15 protein-coding genes are annotated in these 17813 nt (G+C 43.5%); 1 reads left to right on the forward strand and 14 read right to left on the reverse strand.

The features are described from left to right. Positions 1 to 30: 30 nt before the first annotated feature. The 4 genes from IGJ17_RS11350 to IGJ17_RS11365 form a co-directional block, all read right to left on the reverse strand. Positions 31 to 2097 (reverse strand): beta-galactosidase, encoded by a 2067-nt coding sequence (locus IGJ17_RS11350; RefSeq protein ID WP_429961403.1) that lies wholly within the window; start codon positions 2095 to 2097, stop codon positions 31 to 33. Positions 2098 to 2106: 9 nt separating this feature from the next. After that, on the reverse strand, positions 2107 to 2961 hold the full coding sequence (locus IGJ17_RS11355) for a sugar ABC transporter permease (RefSeq protein WP_008378938.1): 855 nt from the start codon (positions 2959 to 2961) through the stop codon (positions 2107 to 2109). Position 2962: 1 nt separating this feature from the next. Beyond that, complete coding sequence (locus tag IGJ17_RS11360) at positions 2963 to 4198, reverse strand: ABC transporter permease subunit (RefSeq protein ID WP_429961630.1); 1236 nt, start codon at positions 4196 to 4198, stop codon at positions 2963 to 2965. Between the two features lie 139 nt (positions 4199 to 4337). After that, complete coding sequence (locus tag IGJ17_RS11365) at positions 4338 to 5609, reverse strand: extracellular solute-binding protein (RefSeq protein WP_429961404.1); 1272 nt, start codon at positions 5607 to 5609, stop codon at positions 4338 to 4340. A 254-nt stretch (positions 5610 to 5863) separates the two neighbouring features. Between IGJ17_RS11365 and IGJ17_RS11370 the strand changes: the two genes are divergently transcribed. After that, positions 5864 to 6862, forward strand: coding sequence for a LacI family DNA-binding transcriptional regulator (locus IGJ17_RS11370; protein ID WP_429961405.1), 999 nt, complete (start codon positions 5864 to 5866; stop codon positions 6860 to 6862). An 82-nt stretch (positions 6863 to 6944) separates the two neighbouring features. Here IGJ17_RS11370 and IGJ17_RS11375 read toward each other — a convergent pair whose 3' ends face one another. From IGJ17_RS11375 to IGJ17_RS11420, 10 genes are all read right to left on the reverse strand, one after another. After that, a complete protein-coding gene (locus IGJ17_RS11375; protein WP_429961406.1) occupies positions 6945 to 7466 on the reverse strand; it encodes a GNAT family N-acetyltransferase in 522 nt (173 codons plus the stop codon). A 17-nt stretch (positions 7467 to 7483) separates the two neighbouring features. Continuing rightward, entirely contained in the window at positions 7484 to 8245 is a 762-nt protein-coding gene (locus IGJ17_RS11380) for a YibE/F family protein (RefSeq protein WP_429961407.1), read from the reverse strand. Beyond that, the gene (locus IGJ17_RS11385) at positions 8242 to 9273 is read right to left on the reverse strand and encodes a YibE/F family protein (protein ID WP_429961408.1); all 1032 of its coding nucleotides are present in this window, start codon (positions 9271 to 9273) and stop codon (positions 8242 to 8244) included. The genes IGJ17_RS11380 and IGJ17_RS11385 overlap by 4 nt, the downstream gene beginning before the upstream one ends. Before the next feature lie 165 nt (positions 9274 to 9438). Further along, the gene (locus IGJ17_RS11390) at positions 9439 to 10398 is read right to left on the reverse strand and encodes a D-2-hydroxyacid dehydrogenase (protein WP_429961409.1); all 960 of its coding nucleotides are present in this window, start codon (positions 10396 to 10398) and stop codon (positions 9439 to 9441) included. Continuing rightward, on the reverse strand, positions 10395 to 11726 hold the full coding sequence (locus tag IGJ17_RS11395; RefSeq protein WP_008378950.1) for an APC family permease: 1332 nt from the start codon (positions 11724 to 11726) through the stop codon (positions 10395 to 10397). The genes IGJ17_RS11390 and IGJ17_RS11395 overlap by 4 nt, the downstream gene beginning before the upstream one ends. 123 nt (positions 11727 to 11849) lie before the next feature. Further along, positions 11850 to 13070, reverse strand: a complete 1221-nt coding sequence (locus IGJ17_RS11400; protein WP_429961410.1) for an MFS transporter — start codon at positions 13068 to 13070, stop codon at positions 11850 to 11852. Between the two features lie 188 nt (positions 13071 to 13258). After that, the gene (locus IGJ17_RS11405; RefSeq protein ID WP_429961411.1) at positions 13259 to 13858 is read right to left on the reverse strand and encodes a YczE/YyaS/YitT family protein; all 600 of its coding nucleotides are present in this window, start codon (positions 13856 to 13858) and stop codon (positions 13259 to 13261) included. Positions 13859 to 13965: 107 nt separating this feature from the next. Next, positions 13966 to 15450 carry a response regulator transcription factor gene (locus IGJ17_RS11410; protein ID WP_005234772.1) on the reverse strand — a complete coding sequence of 495 codons (1485 nt, stop codon included), beginning with the start codon at positions 15448 to 15450 and terminating at the stop codon, positions 13966 to 13968. Continuing rightward, positions 15443 to 17191 (reverse strand): sensor histidine kinase, encoded by a 1749-nt coding sequence (locus tag IGJ17_RS11415; RefSeq protein ID WP_139960070.1) that lies wholly within the window; start codon positions 17189 to 17191, stop codon positions 15443 to 15445. The genes IGJ17_RS11410 and IGJ17_RS11415 overlap by 8 nt, the downstream gene beginning before the upstream one ends. Further along, the gene (locus IGJ17_RS11420; RefSeq protein WP_016613577.1) at positions 17184 to 17804 is read right to left on the reverse strand and encodes a DUF624 domain-containing protein; all 621 of its coding nucleotides are present in this window, start codon (positions 17802 to 17804) and stop codon (positions 17184 to 17186) included. Before IGJ17_RS11420 ends, IGJ17_RS11415 begins: the two co-directional genes overlap by 8 nt. Positions 17805 to 17813 lie beyond the last annotated feature (9 nt).

Genomic DNA, 17813 nt, shown 5'->3' on the forward strand with positions numbered 1-17813 from the left:
TTTTTTCTCATATAATTGACACAATAGTTTTTATTGATTTGGTGCTGTCACTTTGATGATCTGCACCTCATAAGGCACCAACTGAAGAAGTTGGCTTGTCGTTTTTCCAGTAAGCAAATCGATTCCTGAAGTTGCTACCTCTATTTCTTGATTTTCTTCGGAAAAATTCATCACAAAATAATAGGTGGTCGGAGCGAGCTGCTCTTGCTGACTTTCTCTACTTTGAATCGACACGTTCGTTGAACCTTGGCGGACCCACTCATTTTGTAAGCGAAGCTGTTGTGTTACTTCTTGATAGAAGTCTTCCAAAAAGGCTTGATCCGTCCGTCCCCCGAGATAGTAGGCACTTCCTTCACCATAATCATTTACGGTCACTGCAGCTTGACCTTGATAAAAATCTGCACCGTACACCCCTAACGTTTGGGCGGTGTTTGTTTGGACAATACTACAATAATCATGAATTCGGTACTGCTGTTCCTTCATTAAAAGCATATTTTTTTGTTTCGGATATAACGTATCGATTTCTTTCACAGACACACCAAACAGTTCTTCTAACTCTTGGGGCCATCCTCCTAAATAGGTCAAGTCCGTTTCATTCACGATCCCCGTCAAATAAGTGGAAACCAGTGTCCCGCCATTTTTCGTATACTGTTGAAATTTTTTCATAGTTTCTTTTGGTAAGAGGTAAAGCATCGGAGCGATGATCAATTGATAAGCATCAAAGTCATGATCTTTCGTGATGACATCAACCGCGATGTCATGATCCCAAAAATAGCGGTAATGCTCTTGCAACGTTTGTGGGTAGCGTTTGCTCTCTAAACCAAAACCTTGCGCATCATTGAGCGCCCAATTGTTATCCCAATCATAGATGATCGCCACTTTGGCTTTTTTGTGCAATCCTTTGATTTCTTTGATTTCTTCTAAGGCTTTCCCCACTTCTGCTACATCTTGAAAAACACGATTTTGCTCGTCGTTGTCATGGTCCACGACGGCCCCATGGAACTTCTCAGATGAGCCTCGAGATTTTCGCCATTGAAAATAAAGATTACTATCTGAACCGTGAGCAATAAATTGCATAGAAGACAACAGATGCATCCCGGGGCGTTTCGTGCGGTTGACTGGATGCCAATTCACACCACTAGGGGTTGATTCCATGATCAAAAATGGTTGCTTTTTCAAGCTACGATATTGATCATTGATAAACCCAACCTTACTTGCCAAATCGGCTGTCGTTCCCCAATCATTATGCCAAGCAGGATAACAGTCCCAACTAATGACATCCACATGCTGGGCAAATTTTCCATAATCAAGACTATAAAAGGGAATCAAATCACGGGTATCTGCCATGAAATTCGTTGTGATCGGCACATCTGGAGACAAACGACGAATGTCTTTGATCTCATGTTCATAGAAATCAATAGTCTGATCGGTTACAAAACGATGCCAGTCTAGATTTAGTCCATGAACTTGCATTTCGCCGATCGGTGAAGGAGATTCGATTTGCGACCAATCGGTGATCGTATGGCTCCAGAACGGTCCCCACCAGGCCTCATTCAAGGCTGCTAGCGTTTGATACTTCTGCTTGACCCACTGACGAAAGTTTTCTTGGCAAATAGGACAATGACAATCTCCAGAATACTCATTGGAAATATGCCACATCAATAGTGCTGGGTGATCGTGGTAGCGTTCAGCTAATTTCCGATTGATGATCGCCACTTTCTCACGATAGATTGGCGAAGAAAAACAGTGATTGTGTCGCCCACCGTGTAACATTTTTTCCCGTTTTTCATTGGTCCGGAGAACTTCAGGGTATGCTTTAGACAACCAGGCAGGACGCGCACCGCTTGGCGTCGCTAAAATGACGTTACTGTTTCGTTCGGCGAGCTGATCCATGATTTTGTCTAACCATTCAAATTGAAACACCCCTTCTGCTGGCTCTAAGGCACTCCAAGCAAAAATACCAAGGGAAAATGTATTAGCATGAGCTTTTTCCATTAGTTCTAAATCTTTGGCTAAGATCTCGGGATAATTTAGCCACTGGTCAGGATTATAATCCCCACCATGTAAAAAGCGTTCTTCTAAGTTATATCTTGTCATCTTCTCTTCCTATCCTTTTGTGCCGCCAGCGGTCAAACCGGTGACAAAATGTTTTTGTAATGCAATAAAGACGAGCGCGATCGGAATACTGATCAAAATGGCCCCTGCCGCAAAAGTCGTATAGCTGGCACCCATTTTATCCGTGACTAATTTGTATAACCCGATGGGTAATGTATAGTACTCAGGATTACGTAAAATCACTGAAGACAGGGCAAAGTCTCCCAGTGGTCCGGTGAAACCATTCATGGCAACCACTGCGAGCATTGGTCGAGATAATGGAATCAAAATTTGCCAGAATATTCGCGTATTGCTTGCACCATCTATCTTGGCACTCTCGTCTAAATCTAACGGAATCGAGTCAAAATATCCTTTCAATAAGTACGTGTTCATGGGAATCTGACCCCCAACGTAAATCAAGATCAGCAACCAATGACTATTGATCAAGCCGAGCATTTGCGCCAGTACAAAAATTGCGATCAAGGCAGAGAACTGCGGGATCATTTGTAGTAGTAAGAACAGCATCAATCCATTTTTACGGCCTGTAAAACGAAACCGTGAAAAGGAATAAGCCGTCATGGAGACAAAGATCAGTGACAGGAACATAGTGCATACACTGATTTTCAATGAATTCAAATACCATTGACTATAATATAGCGAGTTGTCACCAGCAAACAATTTCGTGTAGTGACTTAATGTCGGACTCGTCGGAATCAGACTCGTACTTATTAAACTGTTCCCAGGATTAAAACTAGCCCCGATCGTCCATAGTAAAGGGTAGACGATCACCACTACCGTAAAAATCAGTACAAGATATGTCAAGGATAGGCGGACAAATTTTTGTTTTTTCATACTTGCTGCCTTCATGTTATCCAACCTCCTTGAATGAACTTGTTCGGCGGAATTGCCATAAAGCAATCGCGATCACGACGATCGATAAGAGAATCGTCAATGCTGCTGCTAGTGCATATTGACTATTTTGCATCGTGAGCTTATAGATCCATGAAACCAAAATATCGGTACCACCAGCGGTCGAACCAGGAACTGCCGGTCCGCCAGAATTAAACAGATAAATGATATTGAAATTGTTGAAGTTAAACGTATATTGCGTAATCAAAATTGGTGCCATTGCATAAAGCAGTAATGGCAATGTGATTCGTCGGAATTTTTGCATAGCTGAAGCACCATCGATGGTCGCCGCCTCATACAAATCATCAGGAATGGATTGCAGCGTCCCTGTAGTCACGATAAAAATATACGGAAAGCCTAGCCAGCCTTGAATCAGTAACAAAGCTAAACGGGTCCAATTCGCACTCGTTAGCCAAGGAATCGGTGAAATCTGGAAGAAATTCAAAATCGTATTATTGATCGCACCAAAGGAATCATTGAACATTCCTGAAAATACCAAGATCGTAACAAATCCCGGAACTGCCCATGGGAGGATCAAAGTCGTTCGAAAGAACTTTTTGAATCGTAGTTCTTTTTGATGCACCAGCACCGCTAAAAATATTCCGATAGAAACTTGTAACGTTGAGGCGATCAAGGTCCAGATAACTGTCCAGCCTAGAACATTGAAGAAGGTACTACGCCAAATATCGACAGTAAAAATCTTCTTAAAGGTCTCTAATCCCACCCAATCTGCTAAATTGGCAGGTGCAGAATGATAGAGATCATAGTTCGTAAAAGCTAACGCGATACTAAAGAGAATCGGAAAAATAACAGAAAACACGAGTAAGAAAAATGCTGGGCTACTCATTAAATAAGGATAGCCTTCTCTTAATAGTGCCTGGTAGCTTTCACGGATAGAGTTGACTGGTAGCTCATTGTCTCTTAATTCGCCGTTTTTATAGGCATCACGGATGTTTAAATAATAGAACAACAGACCAAAACCGATGACGATCAAGGCAACTAATCCTTCTGCTAATAAAAAGATGGAATTGTCTCTCGGCACTTCCACGCCTAATGTCACGATGCCCCAAAGTCCCATATTAAATAAATCTTTAAAGACGACAAGATACATAGCAAAAAAGAAGAAAAATAAAGCGCCTTTGATTTTTTGCCGATTATAAAATTGACCGAATCCTGGTATTATCGAGAATAGCATTGCTCGTTTTGCATACGACTGCGTGTTTTTCACATTTTCGCCCCCTGTAAGAAAAAGCCGCTGACAAACGTTTCGTTCGGCATTACTTGATTCCTAGTACTGAATCACCATCCGAAACGTTTGTCCTCGTAACGACTTTTTAGTTTTGAATTGCTGCAATGGCTGATTTGATCTGATCGACTGCCTGTGGTAGAGCTGTTTTCGGTTCAGCCTTTCCAGTAGCAATGGTCTGCAATGCGGCATCCATTGGTTCCCATACTGAATTCATTTCAGTGATCCCAGGCGTTAGTTCTGCGTATTGGGACTGAGCAGCAATGGCTGCAGCACTTTCGCTTTCTTGAACTGCTGGATCATCTGCCAATGAAGCAACCGCTGGTACTTCTTGCGTTTTTTCATAACGGACTTTTGAATTTTCCTCATTGCTGATGAATTTCACGAACGCTTCAGCTAATTCAGGGTTTTGGGAATAACTGCTTACGTTGTAGCTTTTGACACCGATAAAGGAGCCCATATGTTCACCATTGCCTAATAATGGCAATTCTTTCACACCATAGTCGATGCCCGCTTCTTTATAAGGAGACAAGTTCCATGGACCAGAGACGACAGCTGCAGCTTTTCCTTCCGTAAATAAAGAGTCCAACACATTGATTCCTTGTTCACCGACCAATCCGGATGGAAAAACACCGGCATCATAAAACTGTTGGATATAGTCTGCCCCTTCGATCGCGCCTTCATTAGCTAATCCAATATCTTCAGGGTCATAGGATCCATCGGCTTTCTCGCCAAAAACATAACCACCATAACCGCTCAATACACCTTGTGCGTAATAAATTTGATCCCACAATGCCAGTAACCCATAACTGTCAGCACCTAAAACAGACTCGGAATACTCCAGCCACTCATCCGTTGTTTGTGGCAAGTCTTCTTCAGAAATTAGTTCTTTGTTATAATACAAAATTTGTGTTTCAACCGCTTTCGGTAAACCATAGACTTTGCCGTCAACGATTTGCGATTGCATTGCTGATTCCGTATACAGATCTTGTAGCGTTTGATCGACTGTTAATTCTTTCAACAACCCTTCGGTAACTGCTGTACCGATTTGATCACCAGGAATTGTGATGACATCCGCACCTGTACCAGCGGGTCCATCCAATCGTAAATCTTCAATCTGTCCACCATAGGCTTTTTCGACCACTTTGATCGTCACATCGTGTTCTTCTTCAAATTGTTTGACTGCCTCTTCAATCCCAGCTGATTTTGCTTGGTCTTCCCAGACCAATAGATCATAGTCATTTTCGCTGCCACTATTTGCTGCAGTACTATCTGTCCCTTCACTTTGTGGACCGCAAGCACCTAATCCTAAAGCTGCTACACTTAAAAAAAGAACTCGAGACATTTTTTTCATCATCATTTCTCCACCTTTTCTTTATTTTGCAAACGCTATCTTCTCGTTTATAATAAATTGTTTTACTTAATATGTAAATAGTTTTACTAAATTAATTTCTTCAATGGAGTAAATAAACGGATAAAATCAAGGTTTATCACACAAATTTTTTTTCGAAATACCTCTATGTTACTAACTTCCACTATTCAGTAAATATATTTAGTAAATTCATTTACTTGGTAAAGTTGTTAGCGTATACTAGAAGAAAGAGGTGAAGAAGATTGGTTACAATAAAAAAAATTGCCGAGCAATCAGGCTTTTCACAAGCGACTGTTTCCCGATTATTGAAAGGCGACGAATCGTTGTCGATCGCAGCCGATACGCGTCAAAAAATTATTCATACCGCTTTATCACTAGGTTATGATCGCTCAAAAATAAAAACAACACTAGAAAAAATCGCCGTCCTTTTCTGGCTGACAGAACAAGAAGAGCTTCAAGATGTCTATTTTCGACAATTGCGAATCTCTTTAGAAAAATATGCGAAAATCAACAATTTGGAAATTCAACTGATCACCCATGAAGATGATGTTTTAGAAACATTGCAAGAGGTCGCGGGGTTTATTGGGATTGGCTCTTTCACTGAGAAAGAAACGCAGCAGTTCAAATCCGTTTGCCCCTATGGTGTCCTTTTGGAAATCAACCCCTGTCCAGAGCTGTTCGATACGGTCAAACCCGATACTGATCGAATGACGCAACTGGCGATCGATCTGTTTTTAACAAAAGGATACCGAAAGATCGGCTTTATTGGTGGCGCTTATCTAAATCCTGATACTCAACGTGCAGAAATGGATAGTCGCGAGATCATCTTCCGTCAAACGCTGGCTCGTCGAGATGCGTTCGATGAGGCGTTCTTATTTAGTGGTGGCAATTTTTCCGTTGAAACCGGCTATCGTTTGGCGAAAAAAATGGTGGAATCCCTTGGTGACAATTTGCCAGAGGCGCTCTTTGTGGCTTCTGACACCGTCGCAGTTGGTGTGCTCCAAGCGTTAAATGAACGATCTATCATCATTCCTGATCGCTTGGAATTAATCAGTGTCAATGACAATGAGATCGCAAAATTTGTGGCTCCCCCACTAACAACGTTTAACATCGATGTGGAGGAAATCGCCAAAACCGCGATCGATTTGCTGGTGGATCAGATCGTTCATCCTCGAGCGATCACCAAAACAGTCCTTTTAGGGGCTGAACTCATCGAGCGAAAAAGCTTTACGCAAGCTTAAAAAACGCCCCTAGAAAGTTAGAAAAAGCTAACTTTCTAGGGGCGTTTCATTGTCTAAATCGAAAAAAGCATTCTTTCGTTTTTCACATCTCTTTCGCCACAGCATACACAAGATGCGGCATGTCCACTTGTCGATAGTGTTTAACAAAGCGATCCACCAGCTTCATTCCATTGCGCAATGCCACATTTATGGAGGCTTGATTGGACTCACGAATGATCGAATAAACAATATCGGCATTCAGCGTTGCAAACGCATAGTCTTTACAAGCCTGGGCGGCTTCTGTGGCAAACCCATGATGCCAGAAGTTCTTTTGAAACAAGTACCCAATTTCTAAAACAGCTTCTCCCTTGACGTCTTGCCACGTCAAGCCGCATTGACCGATCGCTTGCCCGGATGCTTTCTCAATCACTAGCCACAAGCCAATGTGATCGTTTTGATAGTGTTGCAGCTGTTTGTCGATCCAAACAGTGACTTCTTGCTCACTGAAGGGTCCTTCATAGGCAATCATGACTTCTGGATCTTGCAAAATCTTTTCAATCGCTGGACGATCGTCATGACTCATTTCTCGCAGCACTAATCGCTTGGTTTCAATTGGTGGTTCCATGGTGGTTTAGCTCCCTTCTATTCCATTCGGTTCCTTTTCCAAAAATACCAACTCGCTGACCATGCGGTGATGGGTAAAATAATCACCGCTGCCAGACCCGTGATCAAACAAACGATCAATTCTGAGACGAACGCCTTTGAATTGATCATTTCACCAAAGGAGATCGACAAATCTTGAAACCACGCAATCAACGCCAGATTACTTCCCATAAAGGCAAACAATAAGGTATTGATCGTCGAAGACAATACGTCTGATACCACTGTCATACTACTTTTACTTAATGCCTTGATTGAGACTTGCGGGTTTGCTTGAAAAAGTTCATAGGTCGCAGTGCTGATCGCCATACTCCCATCTGCCACCGCCCCCGAAAAACTCATCAAAATGATCGCAGTCATCAATGTCTTAAAATCGATGGCTACATCAAAGGAATACATCGCCAACTCATCGAGTTCCTCTGCCGAAAACCCATGAAGATTCATTGCAGAGAGCACAAGAGGAAATAATAGTAGAAAAAGCCCTAGAAAGACCAACACACAGACAAAGGCAATTTTGGTTTTCTGATTGACGCCGTTCACGAAAAACAAGGTGATCGCCGCCACGGCTAAAAAGGCAACACAAGCCGCTGGTATGATCGGTGCCCCTCGGTTAATCAGGACCAGAAGCGCTAGAAAGACAGCCACATTCATAAACAGACCAGTGACTTGAAACAGCCCTTCGATCCGAAAAACAGCGAAAGTCAGCAAGAGAAAAAGCAAGATCAACACAAACAAAACAGTCATTTTGCTTTCCTCCTTTGCACTTCAAAACAAAGGAGCGTCAACGGTACCGATAAAACCAGCGCAAAGCCGCCGCATACTGTACGCACTATTTCTAAAGAAAGATGCATCGGCAATGCTTGCGACAGCAGCCAGCCATTTGCTAGGTAAAACAATAGCACTGGCATACTCCCACTTAAATAAGCAAACAACAAGACATTGATCATCGAAGAAGTCGTATCTTGCGCGATGGACCGACCGATCGCTAATCGTTCCTTGCGGCTAGTCTGGGGATTGATGCGCTGGATCTCATCTAGACTGGCAATCAGCATGACAATATTGTCCATGCTGGCACCAATCGCGCCAATCAGCAGACTCCCTAGATAGACACTGCGATACGGACGGGTCAGAAACGACATTTCTTCATAGCGCAACCCATGATCTTGCAAAAGATCCATGGCGAACCGACAGAGAAAAAACGCCAAGAGGACGCTGGCTAACGAGGCAATGATTTTGCGGCTGTCGATCGTACGAAAGCCATAGGAAATCCCCATCGTCAAAACCAACGAGACGATCGTAAAAACGATCATCAAAAAGACCAATGAAAAGGAGCTGTTGCCTTTGTGAAACCAAAGAAAAAGGAGCAGCAAGCCAGTATTCACAAAGATACTAAGCAAAGCCCGTAAGCCCTTTTTGCCACCAATTGCGACTACTGCCATCAGGAATAAGGCAAGGAAGAAAAAGAGATACCCATCCCGTTTTTGTGCTTGTACCTGCCAGCCATCCCCTTCTTTTTGCAAAAGCAGCTGTTGTCCGGTCTGATACAACGGATGAATCGCACCGTTGGGCGTGTATTCTGTAATGACTGTCCGCAGTACCCCAGCTTCTTCTCCGTTACGAAGGATCCCTTGAATCTGCTGCTGGTCGGCGGTGACTTGAACCGTTTGTACTTCTATGATCGGCTGTGCATAAAAGCGGCTGCTTTGGGTTTGGATCAGCCAGCTCAAGACAACCAAGCTAACAAAGGCCGCTAGATAATAATACTTTTTCAAGACCGTCTCCTTTCTTTTTCAGCAAAAAAAGAACTTAGACAAACCACCAGTCCTACGACCAATCACCTTGTGAAGCTGGCTGACTGGTCGAAATGGTTACTGTGTTGGCGAGACTAACTGCTTTGCTAGTCGCCTGCTTTGTCAAAGTCCTTTTGCTCGTTTTGCTTACACGACGTTTTGTGGCGTCCCTGCTTTAAAGCCGCTTAAGTTCGCCACAGCGATCCCCATCAAACGACGTCGGGTTTCGACGGGCGCCCAAGCGATATGCGGCGTCAAATAGCAATTTGGTGCTTGCAACAAGGGATTGTCCGCTGCAATCGGTTCTTTCGAGACGACATCTGCCGCCAAGGCTGCAATCTGCCCGGTTTTCAGCGCTTCAGCAACTGCTGCTTCATCAATCAAGCCGCCACGCGAGGTATTGATCAGGATCGCAGAAGGTTTCATTTGCGCCAAAGCTGTGCGATCGATCATTTTTTCTGTCTCAGGAAACTGTGGAACATGAAGGCTAATGATATCTGCTTCTTGATACAGTTCCGCCAACGACACTTGTTTTGCCCAAGTAGCTTGTGCTGGTTTTGGTCGATGATTAAAGTAGATTACTTTCAATTGAAACGCATGTGCGATCGTGGCAACTGCTTGAGCGATCGCACCATATCCAATCAGCCCAATCGTTTTGCCTGCCAATTCCATCAATGGTGTCTGCCAATAAGAAAAATCTTTGCTGGTTTGCCAGTCACCCTGATGCACGGAACGATTATGGTGTCCCACTTGGTTCGTCACTTCCAGCAGCAAAGCAAAGGTCGCTTGTGCCACTGCATTGGTACTGTAGCTAGGAATATTGGTCACGGTGATTCCTTGTTCATTTGCTGCTGCCAAATCAACGACATTGTATCCAGTTGCTAATACCCCAATGTAGGTCAATTGCGGACATGCTTTGAGCACATCAGCGGTGATCGGAGTTTTATTTGTCAAAATCGCTTCGGCATCACCGATTCGATCAATTATTTCTTGTTTATCTGTATATGAGGTACGATCATACACCGTCACCTCTCCTAATTCTTCAAACCCTTGCCAAGCCAAATCCCCTGGATTCAACGCATAGCCATCAAGTACAACGATCTTCATTCTTTCGCCCCTCTCGCTTTTCCTTTTGCTTTTCCATAAAAAACGGGAATTCCTAGTAACGTCACGCCGATTCCCACGACTGCTAACCACGTGTCAGTGATCAAGGTCATGATCAAGATAAAACAGCCACCTAAAATCGCAATCAAGGGAATGATTGGATAGAAGGGAACTTTATACGGACGCTTCATCTGCGGTTCTGTTTTTCGCAAACGAAAAACTCCTACAAACAATAATACACTAAAGAACCACATAACAAAAACCAGCATATCGGTCAAAAGATCAAAGGTGCCTAAAAGCATCATGATACAAGCGATCCCTAATTGTAAAAAGGCCGCCGCATAGGGTGCATTGGTGGTTTTGCTTAGGGTCGCAAAGGTCTTACTGAAAGGAATCTCATCTTCCAACGCCATCGCATATGGGACCCGCAAGCCAGTCATTGTATAGCCGTTCAATGCGCCATAAACAGAGATCAAGATACCGATCGTGACCAGTTTTCCGCCAAAACTGCCGAACAAGGCCATCGCAGTTTCTGAGGCACTGTTCAAATTACCAGCGATTTGATCGATCGGCAATGTTTTTAAAAACGCAACATTGATCAACACGTACACCAAGGTGACAAAACTCAACCCAAAGATGATGGCTTTAGGCAAATCTTTTTCGGGTCGCTTCATTTCTCCAGCGACATTGCCGACCCCCATCCAGCCATCATAAGCAAAAAGGGTTGCTAAGAGGGCACTACTGATACCAGCTGCAAGGGAGCCTTGAGTATTGGAAGAAAAATCCACCAATGAGACCGATACTTGCCCTGGTGTCATCAGGCCAGCCACGATAATCACCGCAATCGGAATCAGCTTGACTGCTAAGGTGACGGACTGGACTTGAGCTGCAGCTTTTGTTCCCAAAAGATTAATCAAGGTCACACTCGTTCCGGTCAAAATCGATAAAGGAAGCAAATAATTGCTAGGTAGATGAAATAAGTTCAAACATTGTGTTGCGAAAATAATACTTAAAGCCGCCACGTTCGCTGGAAAGTAAATGATACTTTGTGCCCAGCCTAATAAAAAGGAGGGTAATTTCCCATAAATTCTTTCGATATATCGAATAGGTCCGCCGGTCTCAGGAATCGCCGTCGCTAACTCTGCCACGGTCAAGCCGCCGCAAATCGTTAGAAAGCCGGCAAGCAGCCAAACCAACAAGGTCAATCCAGTCGATTGGGTCTGCTGGACCACAGCCGCTGCTTTGAAAAACACGCCGGCGCCAATCACCGTTCCCATTACTGTCGATAATGCCCCAAAAAAACTGATTTCTTTTTTCAATTGACTTTTCACAACATCACTTCCTTTTTAAATGAATAAGTCAAAGTATAGCGGATAGAAACTATCTTGACTAGAGGAATTTCAGAAAACAAAAAGCAAATACCATGAAAAGACGGCATTTGCTCCAAAATTTTTTTATTCTTTTGTGGATTCTTGAAAAACCAGCAACGGAAGCTGTCGTTTTTTGTGCATTTGTTGAACCAAATAAATTCCTGCCAGCAAGATGATCGGGAAAATGATCGCACCTAAAATCCCAACCTGCAGCTGTTGTCCCGTCCATTCGACGATGCTACCGACGACAGCGGGTCCGATTGAACATCCTAGATCTCCCGCTAATGCCAAATAAGCAAATAGCGCCGTCCCGCCGTTGCGAATGTATTGCGCAGAAAGACTAAAGACCCCCGGCCACATGATCCCTACGGCAAAACCGCTTAAGCCGCAGCCAAGGAACCCGATCAATGGCAATGAAGCAAAGCCGATCATCATATACGCCAGTAGGCAAAGCAAAACACTCAAAAACATAAAGCGTTTCAAATCGATTCGTTCTCCAAATTTGCCGTAAAGCAAGCGGGAGATCCCCATCATCAAGGCAAAAACCATCGGTCCTGCCAAATCGCCTAGTGTCTTACTAACACCTAAGCCCTGTTCAGCAAAGGTCGATGCCCATTGGCTGACTGCTTGTTCGCTGGCTCCAGCACAGACCATCATCACCAGAAACAGCCAAAAGCTTTTCAAGGAAAAGAGCTGCCGAGTGGTCAACCCTCGTTCTCCTTCGGCAACGATTGGCGCCAACGGGACTTTGGTGAAGAAGAACAAATTGAGCAATGGGATCAGCGCCCAGATGATCGCCAAAATCGGCCACTGCTGAATACCGAACACCATGAAGAACGCCGTTGAGAACAAAACGACCCCCACGTACCCCCAGCAATAAAACGAGTGCAGCATGCTCATCGTTTTTTCCTTATGTTCCGTTGGACAGGCTTCAACGATGGGACTGACTAACACTTCCAGCAAGCCACCGCCAATGGCATACAACAAAACCGCTGCTAATAATCCGCTAAACGGGGTCGGAAACCATAAGGGAAAAATGGCTAAACCAATCAAGCCGATCGCTGCAAAAAAATGCGCCGCTACGATCGAAATACGATAGCCGATACGGTCTACAAAAAAGATTGCTGCAAAATCGACGGCTAACTGAGTCAAAAAGTTAAAACTGACCAACAAAGTTATCTGGCTGATTGGTAGCTGGTATTGGCTTTGAAAGGTCAAAAATAATAAGGGGGCAAAATTATTGATCACGGCTTGAACGATGTACCCTACAAAGCAAGCCGCAATCGTCGAACGATAACTTTTCATTTTCACTTCTCCTTTACTCGTCTTATCAGTATACCAAGTCCAATCAGTCGGGAACCATGGAGAAAACACTTTTTTTACCCAGAGAATCTTAAGGAAATCAGGATTCCTCTTTCTTCAGATGATTTCCTTAAATGGAAGCAGCAAAAAAGCTGCCCTCACAGACAGCTTTTTCCGACTTATTCTCAAGGCTATGCGTTTTTCCTTCGGGCAGCGATGGTTTTCATGGTGGCTTCAAAGATTGGGCCAATAAAGACGATACACAAGAGAGTACCTAACCCAACACTGGCGCCTAACGCAAAACCGATCAAGACCATCGCAGCATCCAAGCCGATACGGATCGTTTTTTGGGTCAATTTGCTTCGTTTGTAGATCAAGGCCGTCAAGGCTTCTAACGCCGCTGAACCTTTGTTGGAAGAAACGTAAACGCCGGCGCCGATGCCAAATAAGATCGGTGCCGCGAAAATAGCGATCCATGGGTAGAAAGGCAAATGAATTGATACTTTGTCCATCACTGGTTCAAAGATCCCAATCAACAAGCCTAAGCCGATCCCGTTGATAAAACTGCCAATGCCTAATTCGGCACGATCAAAGACTGCAACGACCAACAAAACAACAATGTTAAAACACAAACTGGCTATCCAAAAGGGGACATCGATAAAATTCAAAATTCCTAACAAAAACGTACTGATCGTATCATATCCTTGATGGGCAGTGATCAATAAGGATATGGCTAACGCAATCAGCCCGGTACCTATCAAAACTTGTGCAAATTTTTTGGTTTCTTTCACAACATCACGCTCTCTTCTTTATTTTTCCTCTCTTAGTTTACCGTGAAAGCGTCACAATTACTATCATTTAATCACAAAAACCGGATTTTTTTTGAAGAAATCTAAATTCAATCAAGGGATTCATAATGCTGTTCATAGGTATCGCGAAACTCTTTGGGGGTCAAGCCATTTAACTTCTTAAACATCTTCGAAAAATAGTTGGTATTGTTGTAACCAATACGATCGCCGATCTCACTGATCGTGGCTTTCGAATGAAGCAGCAGCTGTTGGGCTTGCTTGATTCGCACCAGATTGACGTACTGATTAAAGCTCATTTCCGTTTCTTTCTTAAAGAGTTGCCCCAAATAAACAACGCTAACGTGCAGTTCTTCTGCCGCTGATTTGACCGTCAAATCATGGGTATAACCTTCTTCAATCAGCTGGATCGTCTTTTGAACGATCTCTGAATAACGTTTTTGCGGCGGTTGTGATTTAGCCAATTCCAGCACATCATCAAAGAGTTGCCGCAAATCTGCCAATGTATTGGACTCGCGGATTCGTGCTAAAATCTGCTCATGGTTTTCTTGGGAAAGCACCGGCAGTTGCCGATAAATATCATTGAACAATAAAAAAGAAACATAACGAACATGCTCAGGGTCTGCTTGGGTTTGTTCCAAAATAGCGAACATTTTATCCAACTCATGTTGGATCGTTTTAACATCCCCGATGGTCAGTGCTTTGTTAAAAGATAGAAACGGGAGTTCTTCGTTTCGCTCTAATATATCCACGTGGATCGTCTGTTCTTGTAAGAACAGATCTGGGTAGAAGGCTTGCAGTGACTGAACCTGTTTGATTTTTTCATAGGCTTTATACAAATTCTCCCACTCGTTGATGGTTTCGCTCATGATCAACTGCCAGTCTTTACTATCAAGCTGCTGTGCCAGTGCTTTTAGGTCAGCGTTGATTTGCTGTCTTGGTCCGGCTGCGGTAATGATCACTTGGTTTTCATCTAATCGTCCTGGTAAGATCAATGGCTGATCGTTTTGCTGAAAAAACGTCGTGATTTTTTGTAAGATCTCGGCAGTCCCATTGAACTGCAAAACGGTAAAGGGTGCTGCTAGCGGCACCCGCTGTTGCGCCAGCAAATGGAGGTACTCGCTTTCGTTCAATTCATCATTCAACCAAAGCAACAGGCTTGATTCTTGATAAAGTTCTTTTTCTGCCAACAGTTTTTGCTGCTCCTCTAACTCAGCTGCAATTGCTTGAACACTGCTACGCAGTTCTTCTTTGTTAACAGGTTTGACCAGATAATTACGCACACCTAACGCCATGCCTTGTTTGACAAAGGCAAACTCTTGATAGCCTGAGAGAATGATCGAGAAGAATCGATTCCCAAACGCTTGCGCTTGGCGGATCATATCGATGCCGTTCATTTCTGGCATCCGAATATCCGTGATCAGCAAATCAACGGAATGTTCTTGTAGATACTCGAGAGCCTCACTAGCACTTTTCGCTGTATGCACCACCTCAAAGCCCAGCTCTTGCCAAGGCAAGATCATCTGCAGCCCTTGCAAGATCATGTATTCATCGTCAACGAACATTGCTTTATACATCTGCCTCATGCCCCCTTTGCAAACTGTTTTCATCTAGACGGATCTTGACCGTAAACCCAGCGGCTGCTTGAGACGTAACATCCATTTGATAGGCGCCGTTGAACATCCCCCGCAACCGTTCGTGAACATTTTTGATCCCGATCGAGGTTTGGGCTCCGATCTCCTGATTTTGCAGTTCTTCATGAATCATCGCTAACTGCTGCGGATCTGCGCCTTTGCCATTGTCTTTGACTTCAATCACGATCTGATCGGCTTCTTTATAAGCTTTGATACTGATGGCGTTATCATTGCGCTGATAATCGATACCGTGAACAAAATAGTTTTCGACAAGCGGCTGCAGCGTGAACTTCGGCAATTCCAACTGTTCTAATGTCGGATCGATAGTTACATGATAGGCGATCTTATCTGGGTAGCGCATCTGAAACAAGTAGACATATTTTTCACAAAAATCGATTTCTTCTTTTAAGGTCTTCGTCTTTTCTTGCGTCGTATTGTTCCGTAGCAGTGCCGAAAAGGCATAGACGACATCTGCCAGCTCTTCTTGGTTGCGGCTCAAGGCATACATTCGAATGTATTCTAAGGTGTTATAGAGAAAATGCGGATTGATCTGGGCTTGCAATGCCCGCATGTCGGCATCCCGTTGTTTGATCTCCAGTGTGTAAATATCTTTGATGTACTCGTTGATACTGTAAGTCATTTGATTAATGGCTTCTGCGATTTCTTTCAGTTCTTGTTGGACATTGGCGGTATCGATCCGTTTGTCAAAATTCCCTTGGCTGACTTCTTTCGTCGCATAGACGATCTGCTCTACTTGCGATGTATAGCGCTTAAAGGTGCGATGAAGCACCCATAGGACCAATAATAGAATCCCAATCCCAAAACTAAAGATCCAAATGGCGCTGGAAAAAATATCCCGCCAAATCACCCTTTTTGACAACAAAACCAGGGACACTTCTCCGCTGACAGTGGTTTGTTTTTTGATATAAAAGTCTTTGGAAAGAGTGTCGTGAATGGTTCCGTGAGCAACCGCCTGATCAATTTTGGCTAAAGTTTCCTTGCTGAGGTTCGTGGCATCCTTGTACAGCCGCTGACCATTTGAGGTATACAAAAAACTGTTGATTCCATGAATTTGGTTGTCTTCTTGTCGATTGGCTAAAACATCGTCTGAACGAAAGATCACGTAGACTTGGCCTAAGGGCTGGGCATAATTACTTGGTTGGGCGATCGAACGAACAAAAAACAGACGATTTTTTAAATCAATCTGTTTGCCGCTGTGTTTTTCTCCATAAGGTGTATCCGGCGTTGCCACTAATGTCTCATTGCTTTCATCCAATTGAATGATGATCTCTTCGATACTAGGATGATTACGAATCAAACGATAGAGAATATTGGGCAAGTATACACTCTGTCCCGTCTGGCGAAAAATATCATTACTATAGGAAAAATAATCTGGCAATGAAAGCTGCAAATAGTTGCGTAATGATTCAAAGGCGGTATCTGAACTAGTAAATTCGCCAAGTACCGTTGAAACAACGGTATTTTGATCTTGCACGTAAGCATCCAGCTGCAAGCTTGTGCTCTCCACTAAACGTTCACTCGTAGTAAAACGATCCGCTCCGGTATAAGCGGTCAGGACCAACATAATAATGATGGAGATGATCACCAAGAGTACACTGTACAGCTGCATCAACTGATTGATCAAAAAATCGTGTTTGAACAAACGAAAACGCCACTTAGTCATGTGCCAAATCCCGATCAATGACGTTTTTTTCCTGACTGATCGCCACATGGCACCATAAAATCAGTAAGCTGAAGGTTCCAAAGAGCAAGAGCCCTTTCATCATCCAAGTAAAAACTAGAATACTAGCGATCCCAACCAGCAATTTTAGAAAGGTCGCCATATGAAGAAACAGACACACAAAGGACAATTTCAGGTTATTCCACAAGGATATCTCATAAGACGTGTCAAAAACCACACTTAACAGGTACAGTAAAATACTCAATCCACTGACAACAACTAAAACAAAAGAGATCATCAACCAAATCAAGCCTTGGATCTGGGTAGCTAAATACAGGTTATACACTAAGAACCCTGTCAGTAGGAAGAACAGATAAAACTGCTTATTGGCCTTGACAAAGACGTTGCGCCAAATGCGCCATGCGCTACGAAAACTTTGATTCTCATAATTTAGTCCATCTTCGTGGATCAAAGCACTGATGGTATGAAACGCTGGACCAATCCCTAAGATTCCCCCACCGGCAAGCGTCAATACGACAAAAAACAAATTCAACTTCACGATCGCCCAAATCAAGCGAAAGCCCTTGACCAACCCGCTATTTGCTGTTTCTTCCATTTAAAATTC

The organism is Enterococcus sp. DIV1096b (assembly GCF_050498765.1).
Classification (GTDB): domain Bacteria; phylum Bacillota; class Bacilli; order Lactobacillales; family Enterococcaceae; genus Enterococcus_D; species Enterococcus_D entomosocium.

What these genes read in the sequence shown, in the direction of transcription:
- IGJ17_RS11350 (WP_429961403.1), bottom strand. Translation starts at nt 2,097, where the DNA reads ATGACAAGATATAACTTAGAAGAACGCTTTTTACATGGTGGGGATTAT.
- IGJ17_RS11355 (WP_008378938.1), bottom strand. Translation starts at nt 2,961, where the DNA reads ATGAAGGCAGCAAGTATGAAAAAACAAAAATTTGTCCGCCTATCCTTG.
- IGJ17_RS11360 (WP_429961630.1), bottom strand. Translation starts at nt 4,198, where the DNA reads ATGCTATTCTCGATAATACCAGGATTCGGTCAATTTTATAATCGGCAA.
- IGJ17_RS11365 (WP_429961404.1), bottom strand. Translation starts at nt 5,609, where the DNA reads ATGATGATGAAAAAAATGTCTCGAGTTCTTTTTTTAAGTGTAGCAGCT.
- IGJ17_RS11375 (WP_429961406.1), bottom strand. Translation starts at nt 7,466, where the DNA reads ATGGAACCACCAATTGAAACCAAGCGATTAGTGCTGCGAGAAATGAGT.
- IGJ17_RS11380 (WP_429961407.1), bottom strand. Translation starts at nt 8,245, where the DNA reads ATGACTGTTTTGTTTGTGTTGATCTTGCTTTTTCTCTTGCTGACTTTC.
- IGJ17_RS11390 (WP_429961409.1), bottom strand. Translation starts at nt 10,398, where the DNA reads ATGAAGATCGTTGTACTTGATGGCTATGCGTTGAATCCAGGGGATTTG.
- IGJ17_RS11400 (WP_429961410.1), bottom strand. Translation starts at nt 13,070, where the DNA reads ATGAAAAGTTATCGTTCGACGATTGCGGCTTGCTTTGTAGGGTACATC.
- IGJ17_RS11410 (WP_005234772.1), bottom strand. Translation starts at nt 15,450, where the DNA reads ATGTATAAAGCAATGTTCGTTGACGATGAATACATGATCTTGCAAGGG.
- IGJ17_RS11415 (WP_139960070.1), bottom strand. Translation starts at nt 17,191, where the DNA reads ATGACTAAGTGGCGTTTTCGTTTGTTCAAACACGATTTTTTGATCAAT.
- IGJ17_RS11420 (WP_016613577.1), bottom strand. Translation starts at nt 17,804, where the DNA reads ATGGAAGAAACAGCAAATAGCGGGTTGGTCAAGGGCTTTCGCTTGATT.